This is a genomic window from Sinobaca qinghaiensis, assembly GCF_003610495.1.
GTDB classification, from domain to species: Bacteria; Bacillota; Bacilli; order Bacillales; family Marinococcaceae; genus Sinobaca; species Sinobaca qinghaiensis.
In genome coordinates, this window is record NZ_RAPK01000007.1 from 493,554 (window position 1) to 510,584 (window position 17,031).

At 42.9% G+C, this 17,031-nt stretch carries 22 protein-coding genes; 6 read left to right on the plus strand and 16 right to left on the minus strand.

The genetic code is table 11. The annotated features are described in order from the left end of the window. Nucleotides 1-20 precede the first annotated feature (20 nt). Nucleotides 21-1,370 (minus strand): acetyl-CoA carboxylase biotin carboxylase subunit, encoded by a 1,350-nt coding sequence (gene accC, locus ATL39_RS06595; RefSeq protein ID WP_120192496.1) that lies wholly within the window; start codon nucleotides 1,368-1,370, stop codon nucleotides 21-23. 226 nt (nucleotides 1,371-1,596) lie between these two features. Between accC and ATL39_RS06600 the strand changes: the two genes are divergently transcribed. The 3 genes from ATL39_RS06600 to ATL39_RS06610 all read left to right on the plus strand — a co-directional run bounded on the left by ATL39_RS06600 (nucleotide 1,597) and on the right by ATL39_RS06610 (nucleotide 3,004). After that, the gene (locus ATL39_RS06600) at nucleotides 1,597-1,890 is read left to right on the plus strand and encodes a 4a-hydroxytetrahydrobiopterin dehydratase (RefSeq protein ID WP_120192497.1); all 294 of its coding nucleotides are present in this window, start codon (nucleotides 1,597-1,599) and stop codon (nucleotides 1,888-1,890) included. A 200-nt stretch (nucleotides 1,891-2,090) separates the two neighbouring features. Beyond that, nucleotides 2,091-2,543 carry a DUF948 domain-containing protein gene (locus tag ATL39_RS06605; protein WP_120192498.1) on the plus strand — a complete coding sequence of 151 codons (453 nt, stop codon included), beginning with the start codon at nucleotides 2,091-2,093 and terminating at the stop codon, nucleotides 2,541-2,543. Further along, entirely contained in the window at nucleotides 2,540-3,004 is a 465-nt protein-coding gene (locus ATL39_RS06610) for a YtxH domain-containing protein (protein ID WP_120192499.1), read from the plus strand. The genes ATL39_RS06605 and ATL39_RS06610 overlap by 4 nt, the downstream gene beginning before the upstream one ends. Before the next feature lie 32 nt (nucleotides 3,005-3,036). On the opposite strand, the gene queF is transcribed toward ATL39_RS06610, so the two are convergent. The 6 genes from queF to ATL39_RS06640 all read right to left on the minus strand — a co-directional run bounded on the left by queF (nucleotide 3,037) and on the right by ATL39_RS06640 (nucleotide 6,470). After that, nucleotides 3,037-3,513 carry a preQ(1) synthase gene (gene queF / locus ATL39_RS06615; protein WP_120192662.1) on the minus strand — a complete coding sequence of 159 codons (477 nt, stop codon included), beginning with the start codon at nucleotides 3,511-3,513 and terminating at the stop codon, nucleotides 3,037-3,039. 48 nt (nucleotides 3,514-3,561) lie between these two features. Further along, nucleotides 3,562-4,281 carry a 7-carboxy-7-deazaguanine synthase QueE gene (gene queE, locus ATL39_RS06620; protein ID WP_120192500.1) on the minus strand — a complete coding sequence of 240 codons (720 nt, stop codon included), beginning with the start codon at nucleotides 4,279-4,281 and terminating at the stop codon, nucleotides 3,562-3,564. Further along, complete coding sequence (locus ATL39_RS06625) at nucleotides 4,278-4,721, minus strand: 6-carboxytetrahydropterin synthase (protein WP_120192501.1); 444 nt, start codon at nucleotides 4,719-4,721, stop codon at nucleotides 4,278-4,280. The genes queE and ATL39_RS06625 overlap by 4 nt, the downstream gene beginning before the upstream one ends. Then, the gene (gene queC / locus ATL39_RS06630) at nucleotides 4,721-5,389 is read right to left on the minus strand and encodes a 7-cyano-7-deazaguanine synthase QueC (protein ID WP_120192502.1); all 669 of its coding nucleotides are present in this window, start codon (nucleotides 5,387-5,389) and stop codon (nucleotides 4,721-4,723) included. Before queC ends, ATL39_RS06625 begins: the two co-directional genes overlap by 1 nt. 98 nt (nucleotides 5,390-5,487) lie before the next feature. After that, on the minus strand, nucleotides 5,488-6,024 hold the full coding sequence (gene dcd / locus ATL39_RS06635) for a dCTP deaminase (RefSeq protein ID WP_120192503.1): 537 nt from the start codon (nucleotides 6,022-6,024) through the stop codon (nucleotides 5,488-5,490). A gap of 146 nt (nucleotides 6,025-6,170) precedes the next feature. Further along, nucleotides 6,171-6,470 (minus strand): IDEAL domain-containing protein, encoded by a 300-nt coding sequence (locus ATL39_RS06640; protein WP_120192504.1) that lies wholly within the window; start codon nucleotides 6,468-6,470, stop codon nucleotides 6,171-6,173. Nucleotides 6,471-6,898: 428 nt separating this feature from the next. Here ATL39_RS06640 and ATL39_RS06645 point away from each other — a divergent pair, with 428 nt between their 5' ends. Together ATL39_RS06645 and ATL39_RS06650 are read left to right on the plus strand one after the other, a co-directional pair. Continuing rightward, entirely contained in the window at nucleotides 6,899-7,552 is a 654-nt protein-coding gene (locus tag ATL39_RS06645) for a potassium channel family protein (RefSeq protein ID WP_120192505.1), read from the plus strand. Between the two features lie 122 nt (nucleotides 7,553-7,674). Beyond that, complete coding sequence (locus tag ATL39_RS06650; RefSeq protein WP_120192506.1) at nucleotides 7,675-8,118, plus strand: RrF2 family transcriptional regulator; 444 nt, start codon at nucleotides 7,675-7,677, stop codon at nucleotides 8,116-8,118. A gap of 46 nt (nucleotides 8,119-8,164) precedes the next feature. Here the strand turns inward: ATL39_RS06650 and ATL39_RS06655 are convergent, their stop codons facing one another. From ATL39_RS06655 to ATL39_RS06685, 7 genes are all read right to left on the minus strand, one after another. Then, a complete protein-coding gene (locus tag ATL39_RS06655) occupies nucleotides 8,165-8,701 on the minus strand; it encodes a hypothetical protein (protein WP_147419339.1) in 537 nt (178 codons plus the stop codon). Nucleotides 8,702-8,760: 59 nt separating this feature from the next. After that, complete coding sequence (mgtE, locus tag ATL39_RS06660; protein WP_120192508.1) at nucleotides 8,761-10,122, minus strand: magnesium transporter; 1,362 nt, start codon at nucleotides 10,120-10,122, stop codon at nucleotides 8,761-8,763. A gap of 37 nt (nucleotides 10,123-10,159) precedes the next feature. Continuing rightward, complete coding sequence (locus ATL39_RS06665) at nucleotides 10,160-10,744, minus strand: CPBP family intramembrane glutamic endopeptidase (RefSeq protein ID WP_120192509.1); 585 nt, start codon at nucleotides 10,742-10,744, stop codon at nucleotides 10,160-10,162. Between the two features lie 13 nt (nucleotides 10,745-10,757). Next, nucleotides 10,758-11,876 carry a D-alanyl-D-alanine carboxypeptidase family protein gene (locus tag ATL39_RS06670; RefSeq protein ID WP_170146859.1) on the minus strand — a complete coding sequence of 373 codons (1,119 nt, stop codon included), beginning with the start codon at nucleotides 11,874-11,876 and terminating at the stop codon, nucleotides 10,758-10,760. 206 nt (nucleotides 11,877-12,082) lie between these two features. Then, a complete protein-coding gene (gene resA, locus ATL39_RS06675) occupies nucleotides 12,083-12,616 on the minus strand; it encodes a thiol-disulfide oxidoreductase ResA (protein ID WP_120192511.1) in 534 nt (177 codons plus the stop codon). Between the two features lie 125 nt (nucleotides 12,617-12,741). Next, a complete protein-coding gene (locus ATL39_RS06680; RefSeq protein ID WP_120192512.1) occupies nucleotides 12,742-13,383 on the minus strand; it encodes an SDR family oxidoreductase in 642 nt (213 codons plus the stop codon). Between the two features lie 85 nt (nucleotides 13,384-13,468). Next, nucleotides 13,469-14,641, minus strand: a complete 1,173-nt coding sequence (locus ATL39_RS06685) for an FtsW/RodA/SpoVE family cell cycle protein (RefSeq protein ID WP_120192513.1) — start codon at nucleotides 14,639-14,641, stop codon at nucleotides 13,469-13,471. 269 nt (nucleotides 14,642-14,910) lie between these two features. On the opposite strand from ATL39_RS06685, the gene ATL39_RS06690 reads away from it, so the two are divergent. Beyond that, nucleotides 14,911-16,116, plus strand: coding sequence for a DUF418 domain-containing protein (locus tag ATL39_RS06690; protein ID WP_120192514.1), 1,206 nt, complete (start codon nucleotides 14,911-14,913; stop codon nucleotides 16,114-16,116). Between the two features lie 59 nt (nucleotides 16,117-16,175). Here ATL39_RS06690 and ATL39_RS06695 read toward each other — a convergent pair whose 3' ends face one another. Together ATL39_RS06695 and ATL39_RS06700 are read right to left on the minus strand one after the other, a co-directional pair. Further along, nucleotides 16,176-16,541 (minus strand): response regulator, encoded by a 366-nt coding sequence (locus tag ATL39_RS06695; protein WP_120192515.1) that lies wholly within the window; start codon nucleotides 16,539-16,541, stop codon nucleotides 16,176-16,178. An 18-nt stretch (nucleotides 16,542-16,559) separates the two neighbouring features. Next, complete coding sequence (locus ATL39_RS06700; RefSeq protein WP_120192516.1) at nucleotides 16,560-17,024, minus strand: chemotaxis protein CheW; 465 nt, start codon at nucleotides 17,022-17,024, stop codon at nucleotides 16,560-16,562. Between the last annotated feature and the right edge of the window lie 7 nt (nucleotides 17,025-17,031).

Sequence of the window (17,031 nt, forward strand, 5' to 3'; positions counted from 1 at the left end):
TAGAAGGACGGCAGATGAACCTAATCCTCCATTATGTTGTACTGTTCCAAAAACCCTGTATTAAAATCTCCATCCTTAAAAGCAGGGTGGTTTAAAAGTCTTAGATGGAAAGGAATTGTCGTATACACGCCTTCGACTACAAATTCGGACAAGGCACGCTGCATTCTCGCAATAGCTTCCTCCCGCGTTTTGCCGCGTACGATAACTTTAGCAACCATTGAATCGTAGTGGGGCGTAATTGTATAGCCTGGATAGACGGCGCTGTCAACTCTTACTCCGAAGCCGCCCGGCGGAAGATATGTCTCAATTTTACCCGGGGACGGCATGAATTTCTTCATCGGATTTTCAGCATTAATTCTGCATTCGATAGCCCATCCCTCTACCTTTATGTCACGCTGCTTCATAGAAAGCGGGTTCCCAAATGCAACAGAAATCTGTTCTTTTATTAAGTCTGTATTCGTCACCTCTTCGGTCACGGGATGTTCTACCTGAATTCTCGTATTCATCTCCATAAAATAGAAGTTTTTGTGTTTATCCAGGAGAAACTCGACCGTGCCGGCGCCGCAGTAATCTACTGCTTTGGCTGCTTTAACGGCTGCGTCTCCCATCTGCTTACGTGTTTTCTGATCCAAAGCAGGAGATGGTGCTTCCTCCACCAGCTTCTGGTGGCGCCGTTGAATCGAGCAGTCTCTCTCTCCAAAATGAACCGCATTTCCTTTACTGTCAGCCATTACCTGGATCTCGACGTGACGTGGTTCTTCAATATATTTCTCTAAGTAGACACTTGCATCGCCAAATGAGGTTTGTGCCTCCTGCTTGGCCATACTGATAGCTTTTGCGAGCTCTTCTTCACTTCCCGCAACTCTCATGCCCTTGCCGCCGCCGCCGGCTGAAGCTTTCACGATAACCGGGTAACCGATTTCATTTGCAACCTTTAACGCTTTCTTTTCATCTTCAATAAGTCCTTCCGTTCCGGGTACAATTGGGACTCCGGCAGACTTCATTGTTTCCCTGGCGCTCGATTTGGCTCCCATTTTATTTATGGCTTCCGATGAAGGGCCTATAAAAGTAATATCGTGATCCTTACAGATTTCAGCAAATTCCGCGTTTTCAGCCAGAAATCCGTAACCAGGATGAATCGCTTCCGACCCCGTCATTAATGCTGCTGAAATAATGTTCGTCTTTTTCAAATAGCTCTCTGCTGATGAATAGGGACCGACACAATAAGCTTCGTCTGCCATCATGACATGCAGGGCTTCACGGTCGGCTTCCGAATAAATCGCAACGGTTTCAATGCCCATTTCTTTACAGGCACGAATAACACGAACCGCTATTTCCCCTCTGTTTGCTACCAAAATTCGTTTAAACAATCCAAGCCACTCCTCTCATTACTATCTTTATATACTAGACCGACTGGTCCGTCTCCCCCAGTTAAATACATTCCTTCTTCTCTTATTTTAATGAATCCGCTCTCTATCTACAAGGTTTTTTTTCCGCAGGTTATTCTGCATGTTTATATATAAGCTGTTTAGGAAATATCCATAGTAACACAGCCCTTTACAGCGGGCAGCATTATTATTGGGAAAGGAGAAAACAATGACATTAAATAATGAGGAAATTGAAAACTATCTGCAGACGCTCAATGGCTGGGAACGCAAAGATGCAAAGACACTGGAGCGCCGTTTTCAGTTCGATGCTTTTCCAACGGGGATTCGTTTTGTGGATCAGCTGGCTGAACATGCCGAAAATGTCCAGCATCATCCGGAAATAATCATTAATTATACAAATATATCTATCCGTCTCTGCACACACGATGCCGGAGGGATTACCATGAAAGACATTGAATCAGCGGAAGCATACAACAAAATCTTTGATCAGCAGTCGTTTTAAGTTGTGATACAATACATTATACCTCTATTTGTATGCAGCCTGCTCTCCTTATAAATAAGCAGCTTTTTTATTTATGAATTGTTCTTGTAGTTTAAGGCAGGGCAGGCAGGGGTACGTATAGAGGTATACATAATAGCTCTTCCCTATTATTTTAGGAAAAAGCTATGATGGTAATAATTTATATTCAGGAGGTCATAGACATGGATTTAATAGGAATTGGAGTTTTGGTTTTCGGTATTGCTTTTGCAATTTTAGTTATTTTTCTTATTATCGTTCTACGCAACTTAACCAGCGTACTGGGCAATGTGGACAAAACAGTGGAAAAACTTCCCTCCCAGCTTGACGATGTAATGAAAAATACAGAGAGTATTCTTAACAGCAGCAACACGACTCTTGATGACCTGAATGAAAAAATTGGAGCATTAAGCCCGCTTTTCTATATCATTGGAGATGCTGGTGAAGCGACAAGAAAGGTTTCTTCCTCTCTCGTAGATGTTACAGCTTCTATGAAGAAAAACACGACAGAAGGAAACGAAACGACGAAGCAGAAAGATTTAGGAGGCGTGTATGGCGCAGCAGCGCTGGGCTATTATCTTTTCCAAAAGCGTAAAGCACTAAAAGAAGGAACCCAGCAAGGGAATGCTTCTGTATGACCAGCGCCGGAGTAAAGGAAAATCGTTCCGATGAACCCGATTTCGCAACCGGCTTAACCGTCGGCTTTCTTTTATCTTTCGCTCTCACCCTTTTGACCGCTCCTGTGCAGGGAAAAGAATTCCGCGCACAGACAGCGGAAAAGGCACAGCAGAAAAAAACAAGCCTGCAGGAAACAAAAACAGAAAAGCTTGAAGAGCTTCAGAAGAAAAAAGCAAGTTTCCAGGAAGCAAAAACGGAAAAGCTTGAAGCGTTTCAGCAGAAAAAAGAACAAAAAAAGCTGGACGCCGAGAAGAAAAAAGCAGCAAAGCAGGCAGAAAAACAGGCAAAACGTGATAAATTCTATCAATCCGGCCAAATCCGCTATGAATTAATCCGCGGTGAGATGAATGGATTGAAAGAAGAGGCAGAAAAAGTTGCCAACCGGGATGCTAAAAATAAGAATTTCGCTGAACACATCTAAAAAAAGCATCTGCCCCTGCGGGCAGATGCTTTTTATCTATTAGTAATTGTTTCTGGATTCATGTCATGATTCATTAAGCGATGGTAGGCCATCTCTTCGAACTTTGTGCCTTTTTTTCCATAATTCACATATGGATCAATAGAAATACCGCCCCGGGGCGTGAATTTTCCCCAGATTTCTAAATATCGGGGATCCATCAGTTCGACAAGATCATTAACAATTGTGTTTATCGCGTCTTCATGAAATCCTCCGTGATTTCGGTAGCTGAATAAATAAAGCTTCAATGATTTACTTTCCACCATCTTCACGTCAGGCACATAGCTGATATAAAGCGTTGCAAAGTCAGGCTGTCCGGTCATCGGGCAGAGAGTAGTGAATTCCGGGCAGTTAAATTTAACAAAATAATCTGTACCGGGGTGGTTGTTGTCAAAGCTCTCCAGCAGAGCGGGATCATATTCAAACTGCTGCCCCTCCTGCTGCTGGTTTCCCAGCAATGTTAAATCATCCATTCCTGTCTTTCGTTCAGACAAATTAACCGCTCCTTTTTATCTAATAGTTTATACACCCTGTTTGTTTCCCCATAAAAGCGTATGCAGCTGCGGCAGGATTTTCACATCGTTCCACCTGGCGTCGTCCATTGTTTCGCTGATCAGCCACTCATATCGTTCCAACAGGTGATCCCGAAGCATTCCAGCTTCCTTTTCCGTCAGGTCATCATTTCCTACCTGAAGAAACATCGGGGCATTGGGATAACGCGTATGCACTTCAGCAGCGTATTCCAGGTCTTCTTTATTGAATATGACAATTTTTAAGCTGAATGCTTTATTTGGTCTTCTTTCCAGCCTGTTTATATAATAATCAAGCTTTTCCCAATCTGTTTTCATTAAAGAGCTGGGCGGCTTAGGTGATATCGTTACTTCATCGATATCGATCATCCATTCTGCCCAGATGCTTCCCTGGGTCTCCACAGCAGTCTGGATTCCTTGATTCCGCAGCTCCTCAATAAGGGAATGAATTCCCGGATGAATAGCGGGGTTGCCGCCGGAAATGGTGACGTGGGAAAACAAGTTCGTACCCTTCTCATACAGCTTTTCAACAATGGAGGCCGCATCCATTACCGCCGCTTTCTGTGAACCATCCCAGGTAAAAGCTGAATCGCACCAGCTGCATCTGTAATCACAGCCGCCAGTCCGGACAAACATCGTTTTTTGGCCGATAACCATACCTTCCCCCTGAATAGTAGGGCCGAATATTTCCAATACCGGTATTTTTTTCATATGGCAAAATCTTCTTTCTTCGGGCGGAACACCACATAGCTGGTAGGTGTCTCTCTGACAAGCAGCTGGACACACTTAGGCTGATGGGCAAGCTCGTTTAATTCTGATTGAATAAGCTTCCAAAATTTCCCGGCGATCACTTCAGTAGTTGGGAAAGACCAGCTGTCTTCTTCATTCGAAAATAATTCATGATCATTGAGAAGTGTATGGTCAAACGGACGATGAATTAATGATTTTAGTATTTTAAAATCAATCAAAAATCCGCTGCTGTCTAGTTGATCTCCAGCAACGGTGATGTTTATTACATAGGTATGTCCATGTATATCCTGGCATTTGCCGGCAGCCTCACTTGGAATAAAGTGAGCGGCGGCCAAATGCATATCTTTATTCAGTTCATAGCGGTACTCATGAGGCACCTGCGGATAAAATTGATGAAGCATTATAACTCCCGTTCCTTTTCTCTCCTATATTGGTCGAGTCCTGCTCGCCGAAGTTTACAGGCAGGGCATTCTCCACACCCTTGTCCACGTATGCCATGATAACACGTCAATGTATAATCGCGCACATAATTTAACTGCCCCAGGTCATCCGCGAGCTTCCAGGTTTCTTTTTTATCCAGCCACATAAGCGGCGTGTGGATAACAAAGTCTTTCCCGATCCCTAAATTCAGGGAAACGTTTAAGGACTTTACAAATGCATCCCGGCAGTCAGGATACCCGCTGTAATCTGTTTCACATACGCCGGTCACTATATGTTTGGCTCCTTTTTGAGAAGCTGCAATAGCCGCAAAAGAAAAGAAAAGCAGGTTTCTCCCTTCTACAAAGGTAGACGGAAGTTCCCCATCCTTTCCTTCCTCCACTTCTATAGAATCTCTAGTAAGAGCGTTTGGCGCAAGCTGGTTTAACAATGTCATATCCAGTATATGATGTTCGATATTCAAATCCTCTGCAATATCAGAAGCTACTTTTAATTCTTCTGAATGGCGCTGGCCGTAATCAAACGTGACCGCAATCACTTCTTTAAATTGTTCCAGGGCCCAAAAAAGACAGGTAGTGCTGTCCTGGCCGCCGCTGAAGACAATAATAGCTTTTTCATTTTTTAAACTCAATGTCTTTTCACTTCCCGTTTGTTTTAAGCTGATTTTTTTATCTAGTATATCACGGCTTCCCTATACAGACACCGGGAAGGGATATCAAAACCTTGAAGTTATTTTTTTTCCTTATCCAAATAAACCTGGCTCCCCACGGCCTTGCGCTGACCCTGGTATTTCCCATTATACGGGACGCCTGCTTCCTGATCCATAGATGCAAATACAAGCTGGGCTATTCTGCGTCCGGACTGGAGGATGATGGGAAGACGGTTGGCATTATATAATTCCAGGGTAATTTCTCCTTCAAATCCCGGATCCACCCAGCCTGCGTTCTGAATAAACAAGCCCATTCTTCCAATAGAGCTCCTGCCTTCTACAAAAGCCGTTAAATGGTTTGGAAGTTTTATGTATTCGTTCGTTGTAGCCAGTAAGAAGGAATGAGGCGGAATAATGACTTCATCGCTTTCAAATTCTACATATTTAGCAGGTTCATTTAAATTGATGGAAGCAATAGCATTCTCATCAATTTTTAAATAGTGATGGCCAAGACGGATATCAACAGAGGCCGGCTGAATCTGCTCTTCGCTGCAGGGCTCTATCGTCAATTCATTATTTTTCATCATTTCGCGGATCGTTATATCGGATAATATCAATTCATACGCCACCTTTTTATTTGCTCTTCTTTATTGAGTATAGTAAAACTAGAAGCCTATTGCCAGCATAATTCCTGAACCTGCTGAAAAGAAATGTAATTTGCCGGCACTACAAAAAAAAGCCGCTTCGCAAGAAGCAGCTTTTTCTAATTAAATTTAAAATCCAGTTCCAGCTCGTATCCCTGCTCCTGAATAATCTTTCCATGTTCATACTCGTGAATTAATTCATTATATTGGTCGGTGAGTATTTTAAACTGTCCGGCATCTTTATTATCAAGCGAATGGTCAATTAACCTGCGTAATCTTTCATAATTGGAGTCAAACAAAGCATATTCAAGTGTCATTTGCGCATATAGTGATTGAAGCACCTGCCTTGATGGCCTTCTGCCATATTTTGCAGATTTCACTTTTTTCATAAAATGCTGTTCGTGAGTTGGATGTAACATCTTTCCCAAACCCCCTATCCTTTTATCTGGATTATCGGCTTCTTATATAATAAAAAAGGCTGGTTTCCATCGTGAGTTAAGCAGCAGTTGATGTTACTCATTTATACCCACCTTTTCGATAGAATAAACGTTTGCTCCCGCTTTCTTTTGAAAAGAAAATGGATTGAAAAACATTTTGTATGCGCTTTCCTACATTATACATGATAACGTTAAAACTCAAAAGGGGTAGAAGATTATTTATTTTGATTTTTCTAATATCAATAAGATCCATCAGATTATTGTACACCTGCTTCTATAAGATGAAAAATGAACACTGTTTATTGACAAAGGAATATGGCAAGAGTACATTACATATAGAATTGACGCAGGCCGTCAGCGGCTGCTGTTTAATAGATACCTATCAGCATAAACAGGGGAGAGAAACAACATTGAAGAAACAATTCGCCATTATTGGACTGGGAAGATTTGGTGTAAGCGTCAGCACAGAGTTATTCCAGCTCGGCCATGAAGTGCTGGCTGTCGATATCAACCCTTCCAAAGTAAAAGAAATTACAAACTTTTCCACTCATAGTGCGGTCGCGGACGGTACTGATGAAAAAGCGCTTCGTAAACTTGGTATTGCCAATTTCGATCATGTTATTGTTGCTATTGGAGATAATATTCAGGCAAGCATTCTTTGTACCTTGCTGCTAAAAGAAATAGGCATCAAATCAGTATGGGCTAAAGCACAAAATTATTATCATCATAAAGTACTCGATAAAATCGGCGCTGATAAAATTATCCACCCGGAACATGATATGGGGCAGCGCATAGCCCAGCATCTCGTATCAGATAAAGTAATCGATTATATTGAACTTTCTGCAGATTATTCCATTGTAGAAATTACAGCTCCAAAATCCATGCACAACAAGACGCTTTTTGATCTGGATATCCGTGCCAAATTCGGCGTCACTATTTTAGGCATTAAACGAAAAAAACAAATCAATATTTCACCGCTTGCCGAAGACAGGGTTTTAGTTGGAGACATTCTTATTGTTATCGGCCAGAAAAATGATTTAAAGCGTTTCGAAGATACCAACTAACAGCTGCAGATCGAATCCACGTACACAAACGGCCGATCTTTATTACTCAGGCAAAAAGATTTTTCTGTTGCTTACTTTATGGTACTATTGGAGTTACCAGGAAAAAAGAACGGAGGATTCTCATGCGCTTAACTTCTTATACAGACTACTCTCTGCGCACTCTAATGTATTTGGCTACGGTTGATAGAGAAAAGCTGACAAGCATTAAAGAAATCTCCAATGCATATTCTATTTCTTATAACCATTTAACCAAAGTAGGCCATGAATTATCAAAGCTGCATTTAATTGAATCAGTAAAAGGACGAAACGGCGGTATTCGCTTATCGGCAGAACCGAAAGACATTAACATTGGCTGGGTAGTCAGACAGACGGAAGATAATTTTCACATGGTGGAGTGTTTTTCTTCTGAAAATACCTGCCTGCTTGCCGGCGGCTGCGAGCTTCAGTCTGCTTTACGTGAAGCGCTCAATGCTTATCTGGCTGTGCTTGACCAATATACGCTTGAAGACGTTACGGCAAATAACGCCCGTCTTTTTTCTTTATTCCAAACTGCCCTTCAAACGTAAACTAATGTGGAAAAACAAACGCTCCGCCTTCATTGGCGGAGCGTTTTTAAGCATATCTTTTATATCGCAGGCTTTTGCCATTTTCAACAGAATGAACATTCACTACCCCGCGTTTTTCCCCGGAAGCTGTCATCATAGCTTCCGCTGCACGGGCAATACGCCCGAGTTCTGTATAATCGTTTTCAAATACATACAGCGTCCGTTCGTGTGCGCATTGTATAATAGGAATTGAAAAACTTTTTTCCGGCCGGCTGCTTCCTGTTTTACTATATAACAGCCAGCCATCGAGTCTGCCCTGTTCTTTTTCAAGAAGCGGGAGCAGAGTGCCCGATGTATGGGCAAGCCACAAATAATAAGAAGCATGATAATGAAACCACTGCGGAGACACCATCTGCTGCCAGAATCCTTTGTATTGGCCCAATAAATAGGATGGTGTTCTTTCCTGAGCGGATGCAGACAAGGAGGAGACGATCATTTCGTTCATCATTTCCTGTACCGTATATTTCCAGGGTTCAATGTGCAGCACTGCATCCGGCTGATTCTGCTCGTATGAGTAACCAAATGGTCCTTCCATCCTGTTCATCCTTTCTCCATCATCTCCTGATTTTATACACTATTTTAACGCATATCCCACTGTCATTTCTACATATATTGAAGAAAAGATGTGGCTATCGTGAAATAAATCAACAGACTTATAATATCATTTAATGTTGTGATAAACGGTCCGGAGGCAATAGCCGGATCCAGGTTCATTTTGTTAATAATAAGAGGAATCGTCATTCCAATGACGCTGGCAGCTCCCAGCGAGAGTACAATCGAACCGCCGACGATTAAGCCGAGCGTAAAATCATTATAAAACGTGCCGAGCAGCAGAAAAATAACCAGGCCTGAAATACTGCCAATTAGAAGGCCTGTAGCAAACTCCCTCCAAATCGTACGGGCCAGTCCTTTTTTATAAGAGGCCCCTGTAGCAAGAGACCTTACAGAAACAGCAAGTGATTGTGTTCCCGTGTTTCCTGCGGATCCCATAATGAGTGGAATGAACGCTGCAAGCAGGACAACCGTTTCCAGGGTACTCTCGAAACGATTGATGACTTCAGCCGTTCCCAGTCCAAAAAACATGAGCAGAATAATCCATGGTGTCCGAAGTTTAGCTGCTTGATAGGAAGTAATATTTACATCTGTGGAACCTCTGGATGCCGTTATCTCACCAAAATCCTCCGTCGCTTCCTCTTCGAGAACATCCAGTGCATCATCGACCGTAATAATCCCTACCAGTGTATTATCATCCGTAATAACCGGGGCTGCCAGAAAATCATATTTCTGAATCAGCTGAGCAGCTTCTTCCTGATCCGTTTTAACATGAATGGAAACCACTCTGGTGCTCATAATATTTTCAACCTGTTCTTCGGAGGAGGCGGTAATTAAATCCCGGATTGATACGACGCCGGCAAGCCGTCCGTCTTCATCCACTACATATAAGTAGTAAATCGTCTCCGCTTCAGGTCCTTCTTTACGAAGGAGCTCAATAACTTCAGCCACTGTAGAAGACGATTTCAAGGAAATAAATTCTTTTGTCATAATGGCTCCGGCTGTTTCTTCATCATAGAGCAGCAGTTCCTGCACTTCTCTGGCCTCTTCTTTATCCATCGAGCCGAGGATTTCCCGTACATTTGGCTGCTGAAGCTCACCAAGGAAGTCTGCAACATCATCGGCAGACATATTGTTGTACACGTCCGCCGCATAATCTTTACTCAGCTCGGGAGCCGCTTCTTTTTGCTCATCGATATCCAGGCTCTCAAATATTTCGGAGAATTCTTCCGGACTTAAATATTTATAAACAAGTCCGCGCTGTTCCGGCTCCAGGTTATTAAAAATTTCAGCCTGGTCGGTAGGATGAAAGTCCAGAAATATATCCCGGAATACGCTGATATCTTCCTTTTCCAATGCTTCAATGATTTTTTTTACATAATCTTCTTTTGTTTCATCATTTAATTCAATCACGGAGTCTCCTCCTCTCCTGCAGAATATTACCTTTTTGTTATTTTTCTAAAAGCGCATGTTTCATCGCAGACCCGAGAAGGCCATTGTACAGCGCGTGAGCCACGATAGGCGCCCATAGTGTTCCGAATAGGAGAAACAGCCATCCCAGCATTAAACCAATACATAGTACAACGCCATGGGCCGTGAGGCTTCCTTTGTACTGAGGAACATGTACAAGCATAAATATAACCGACACGATCATCAGTGCCGGCAGGCTTTCTATGTAATAAGCCAGTACACCAAGAAGTACACCGCGGAATAGAAACTCTTCTGATATTCCTGCGCCGGCCGCAATCGTTACTACTCCGTATTTTTTTTGAAGCAGCGAATAAATAAGCGCTGTATACTGATTATCAGGAAATTCGAGAGAGGTCCATTTGTACAGGGCAAGAAGAACGCCGGCGCTGAGTAAACCAGCCCCCGCACCCACCGCAGTTTCACGGATAATACTGCCTGTATCAAATAGAGCTGCAATATAGCCGGCAGAAGAAAAGCCAAAGACAAAAAATACTATCGCAGCCCCCACCAGCACAAACAGCAGAAAGCTGATCCATACATCTTTTAACGTAATATCATTTGACATAGGCCCCTGTCCTTTATGGTGTGAAATAATTAAATTGATACTGCAGCATTTCCGGAATTACTTCTGCAAAAGTTGGTGAGGTTTCGCCGCGGCGTTCCAGGAAGAAATCAACAAACGTTTCCCCCGCTGCTTCCGCAGCGACCGTATTTTCTTCTTCCGGCTGCTCCTGACCCGGAAGCGCTTCTACTTTTTGAACGAACAGCTCGTTATTTTCTTCGTCCGTCACGGTTAAATATCCGCCTTCTTCCACTGTGACTTCTACAAGAGCATCTTTTCCTGCCAGATAGACGAGGTTTGGAATGTCATATTCTATCCCGTCTTCTGATTCCATTACTCCTTCTTCTATTTCACGCTCTTCATACGCTGTAAACCCTTCATTTAATAGAGCAGTCGTGTCTGCATCCGCACTTGCACTGTTTTCAGCCTTTAGGACGACAGCAATTAATTCCCGGCCGTCTTTTTCAGCTGTCGTTACCAGGGTATTGCCGGCTGCTTTTACAAAGCCGTTTTTGCCGCCCGTTACGTTTTCGTTACTGAAAAGCAGACGGTGGTGGTTTACGATCGTCGTTTCCCACCCTTTACTGTTCCAATCAAATTTCTCTGTCGCAGAGAGCTCCCGGAATTCTTCATTTTCCATTGCATATCTTGTGATTTCCGCCATATCCGAAGCGGTAGTATAATGCTCAGGATCATGAAGACCATGTGGATTTTTGAAAGAAGTGTCTTCAATTCCTGTTTTATCTTTAAGGTAAGCCGTCATTTCCCCGGCAAATTTTTCATCCGAGCCGGAATAATGTTCAGCGATCGCGGAACCTGCATCATTTCCGGAATTGATAAGCATACCTTTTACCAGTTGATCGATGGAAAGCGTTTCTCCTTCCACCAGATATACCGAGGTTCCTTCTACTTCTGTCGTTTCTCTGCTGATAGTGGTTTCATCCTCTAAATTGCCGGTTTCCAGCGTCATTATAGCAGATGCTATCTTTGTGATCGAAGCTGGATACATACGTTTATCTGCTTCTTTTTCAAATAAAATCTGGCCGGTCTCTCCATCCATCAGCACAGCGGTTTCACTGTTAAGCTGGTTGATCCGGTCTTCAGCTGCGGCCTGACTGGGAAAATAAAATAACACGAAAAAAGCTGTCATGATTATACATAATTGTTCCAGCGGTTTTTTTTGTTTATTAATTAGTTCCCGCTCCCTTCAGCCAGTATTTCACATCGTTAGCATATATTATTTTAAAAGCTACTTTCTAATATACCATCATAACGGTTTTTCTGCTTTCTCTGTCGCCTGTCCGGTTATTCTGCACAAAAAAACCTGCCGGAAAATATCCGTCAGGCTGGTTCAATTTGTTCCATGTATTCTCTAATTGTCTCTTCTGTCATGGAGCCTGTAATAATATCCTGGACAACTCCATTTTCATCTATCAGAAACGTGGAAGGGAGCGGGCCTATTCCGTAGCTGTCGACTACATTTCTGTTCTTATCAAGAACAATGGGAAAGCTCAATTGATGTCTATCTGAAAACCTGGACACAACCAGCTCTGTTTCTGCTACGTTGACTGCCAGAACTTCCACTCCACGATTTTCAAAAGCCTGATGCTGGCTCTCCATGTAAGGCATTTCTTTTTCACACGGCGGACAGTAGGTGCCCCAGAAGTTCAAAAAGACGCCTTTGCCTCTATAATCTTCCAGCTGTACCTGCTCTCCTTCCATATTGGTAAGCTGAAAATTAGGAGCAGTCTCCCCTTCTGTTACAGCCATCTGCTCACCACTTATAAAGTTGGTATAAAATACGTAACCCAGCACTACAGCAAGAATACTAAGGATAGAAAGCCGCATAATAAAACGGCGCTTTTTTTTATTCATATGTATCTCCCCCATTTAGACGTGCTTCTCTTTTAATTAGTTTCTCATGAAAGAACAAGGTTATTCAAGTACTGCTGTTTTTTTATTGAAACCGTTTTAAAAAGAAGCCGGAAATTACCGGCTTCTTACATAGACTGAACAGCCTTTTCAATATCTATGTCTCCGTCAATTACATCAAATGCTTTAAAAAAAGTTGTTTCAGCTTTTATGCTTCGGGCGAGCACTTCAGCTATATCTGTTCTTGTTACTTCTCCGAGTTCTCCAAGAGCTGGTGCGATACGGACCTTTCCGGAAGGCGTGTGGTCCGTAAGCCGGCCTGGTCTTACAATCGTATAATTAAGGCCGCTGTGCTGTAAATATTCATCTGCCAGCTTCTTGGCTACAAAATAGTGTTTCATGCTGTCAGGCCCCTCATCAGGATTGCTCGAACGCATAGAGCCCACCATCAGAAAACGCCGGGCGCCATGTTCTTTAGCAGCATCCACCGCTTTCCTTGCTCCCCACAGATCAATTAATATCGTTTTATCGGCGCCCGTATGCCCTCCTGATCCTGCCGCAAAAACGACAGCTTCCTGGGCTTCAAACACTGAGGATATGTCTCCTTCGAGATTGGATACAATGGTTTCATCCGCCCCCAGTTCCTTCAGCTCAGCTGCCTGTTCTTCTTTTCTGATCATGGCCGTGATGTGGTAGTCTTTTTCTTCTGCCAGTATCTTGATCAACTGCCTTGCAATTTTGCCGTTGGCTCCTACAATCAGGATGTTCATGCGGCTTCGCCCCTTTTCTTTTTAGTATAGAGCGATCCTCAGATTCTGTACAGATAAAGAAGCGGCCTTTTAAAAGGCCGCTTCTTTAATCAAACATATACGATTTTGAATGGTAGCGGATGCTCATTATCATGCCAAGGGCAAACATCGTTGCGATAACGGAGGTACCTCCGTAACTCAACAGAGGAAGGGTAAAGCCCGTAACTGGAAGCAGACCGAGGCTCATTCCTATGTTTTGGAAAATCTGGAAAGCCAGCATTCCGATAAATCCGGCGCACAAGTACTTACCAAACGCATGATTGGAGCGGAAAGCTATCATTAATATCTGATACAAAAGCACAAAATATAACGTAATCACCATCGCACCGCCCAGGAAACCGTGCATCGAGCTGATAACAGCAAAAATAAAATCGGTATGGGCTTCCGGGATATAGATGGAATCGTCGGTTGTTCCGAGCAGCTGTCCTGCACCGATTGCAGTAAGTGCTCTTACTGTCTGGAAGCCTTCATCTGCATACTCAAAAGGATTGAGCCACCCATTAATACGATTTACCTGGTATTGATCCATTAATGCAAATATAGTAGCGTCCAGTACAGCTGGTATTTGGAAAAACAAGAAAATAAATACGGCAAATGCCAAAAGAGGAACACCGATCAGTACACTGACAATTTTGTAGGATATACCTGATACGACCATCAATGCTACAAATACAGCCCCAATGAGCATGACACTTCCCATATCCGGCTGCCTTGCCAGTAAAAGGACGACAGGAAGAATCGGAAGCGCCATTTTTCCAAGCAGCTGAAAGTCTGTCTTCAAAGTCGCATTTTCTTTGTAGCGCTGATTGTGCCGATAGATGATGGCACTCAGCGTAATAATCAATATAATTCTCATTAGCTCAGACGGCTGAACCGACCCAATAATAGGCAGCGTAAACCAGCTGACAGCTCCGTTCGTCAGCGGCGCTATCATTTCATTAGGACCGATGATATCCAGAGCCAAAAGCAGAAAGAGTCCAAATCCATAAAGTACCCAATGCATGTTCAGATAATATTCATAATCAAAATGGACAGTCACGAAAGCCACCGCAAAGGCCAGCACAAAAAATATACCCTGCCTGATATAAAAATTGGTGTCATACTGGCCCATCTGCTGGGCAAAGTAAATATAAAAACAACTGATAACCGCAAATAAAAACAGTACAAAAAACATATTGATATCATACTGCTTTTCGGTTGAAGGATAATTTCCGTTCAATCTACATCACCATATCCTTTTAAAAATAGTCGTAACACTTAAATTAAAGCCGCTGATATATAATATACTCTTCTCTATACTAACAGTACAACCTTTTCCTTTTAAAATAAATGATTCAGTAAAGAAGGCCGGCTGCATCCGTACCAGTTAAGCCGTCGTTTATCTCTCGGATAAAACTTGTATGAAAATGGAAGGAATGTGATTGTCCTGTACATTATTACCGTGTAATATAAAAATGAGAAACGCTATACGCAATCAGGAGGAACTTTATGACTTCTTTAACTCCCCGCTCCAATGAAAGAATTGTGTCGCTCGACATTATCCGCGGCTTTGCCCTTTTGGGTATCCTTTTAGCTAATATGGCTTTTTTTAAATCTCCTGCTCTGCAGCTGCAAAGCTATCCCGGAGCAGAGCCTCTGCTTTCTTTAAGCCAAATGGATGAATGGTTTCAATTTCTTATAAACTGGCTGGTCGTCGGCAAATTTTATCCTATGTTTTCCTTTTTATTCGGGCTCGGCGCTTATATTTTTTATACCCGTTTAGCAGAAAAAGGACGAGAGCCTAAAGTTTATTTTCTTAGACGGTTCAGTTTTCTGCTCGGGCTTGGCCTCATTCACCTTTTGTTTATCTGGTCCGGTGATATTCTACATACTTATGCCGCTGCCGGATTTCTGCTTCTTTATTTCCTGCGGGCTCCTGCTAAAACCGTTCTGGTCTGGGGTGTTTCCCTGATCGCTGTTTCTGCTGTATTTTTAACCGGCCTCCTCACCCTCAGCTATGCCGTTTCCGCGGACTATTTTTCAAGTGATGCTGCAGCGGAACAGGCACAGGCCGATATTTCCAGTGCGGAATCAGTATACAGCAGCGGCAGTTATTTGGAACTGCTGGGATTCCGCCTCAGTAATGAGCTTCCCCTCATCCTGAGTAATATCTTTTTTACCGTGCCTTCCATTCTCGGTCTGTTTCTAATTGGATTTTACTTCGGTAAAAAAGAATTGTTCCGCCGGCCGTCAGCCACCTCCGGATTTTGGAGAAAATTGCAGTTGACCGGCCTGGGAGCCGGACTGCCTTTATCTTTTATGTATGCCTACCTTAATAGCTCTTATTCTTCTTTTCCGGCCTGGACGGCAGCATCTATTGGAGAAGGAATAAATTATATTGGAGGCCCTCTTCTGATGCTTGGCTACGTAGCAAGTATTGTACTGATTGTCCGGCACGAACGGTTTAAGCGACTGCTTTTCCCAATAGCGCTGGTCGGCCGGATGGCACTGACCAATTACCTGCTGCAGTCTATTGTGTGTGCCTTTATCTTTTACGGATTTGGATTGGAACTATTTGGAACCGTCAGTGTATCGACAGGGGTTCTTATCGCTTTAATTATTTATGCAGCCCAGGTTATTTTAACATTTTTCTGGTTTCTGGCTTTCAGCCAGGGGCCGCTTGAAAACTTATGGAGACGCTGGACTTATCGTTAAGTCAGCTAATTTAAAACGGAAGCCCTCTAAAATAGGCTTCCGCTTTTTTATTGCATTTTTTATTTTACTCCGACTACCTTTTGAATGGCTTCCATTACACGATCGGCCTGGAAAGGCTTAACGATAAAATCTTTAGCACCGGCCTGAATGGCATCGATAACCATGGACTGCTGTCCCATGGCAGAGCACATGATAATATTGGCATCGCCGTGTTTGCTTTTAATTTCTTTTAGAGCCGTAATCCCATCTTTTTCGGGCATCGTAATATCCATGGTTACCAGATCCGGTTTCAGCTCTTCATACATATCAACGGCTTCCTGGCCATTGGCTGCTTCTCCAACTACGTTAAACTGATTTTTTACTAAAATGTCCTTTATCATCATTCTCATAAAGGCGGCATCATCTACAACTAATACTGAAGACACATATATCCCTGCTTTCTTTTATTTTATTAGTGGGGTGATCAGCTTATCCAAATCCAATACGGTAATAAGGCGTCCGTCTACCATAATAACGCCATCCACATATTCATTCTTTCTGTGTCCCGAAGATTCCGGCGGGGCTTCCATTCGGTTTAAATCGATATCCATGACGTCATTTGCCCCGTCTACAATAAGCCCTGCTTCGTACTCTTCCCGGACGAGTACAAGAATTCTCGTATGTTCGTCCATTTCCCTGCCCTGTATCTGAAAAAGGGTTCTTACTTCAATAACGGGAGTAATAATACCGCGCAGGTTCATTACTCCAACTATAGCAGCTGCAGATCCGGGAATACGGGTAATACTTTTCACTTTTTCTATAGACTGGATTCTCCGCACATCAATAGCAAATTCTTCTTCATTGAGTTGAAATACAATAACTTTTGTTAATACAGCTTCCTCGGTATGCTCCAACTGTTCTGGTTCCATTTTCTCC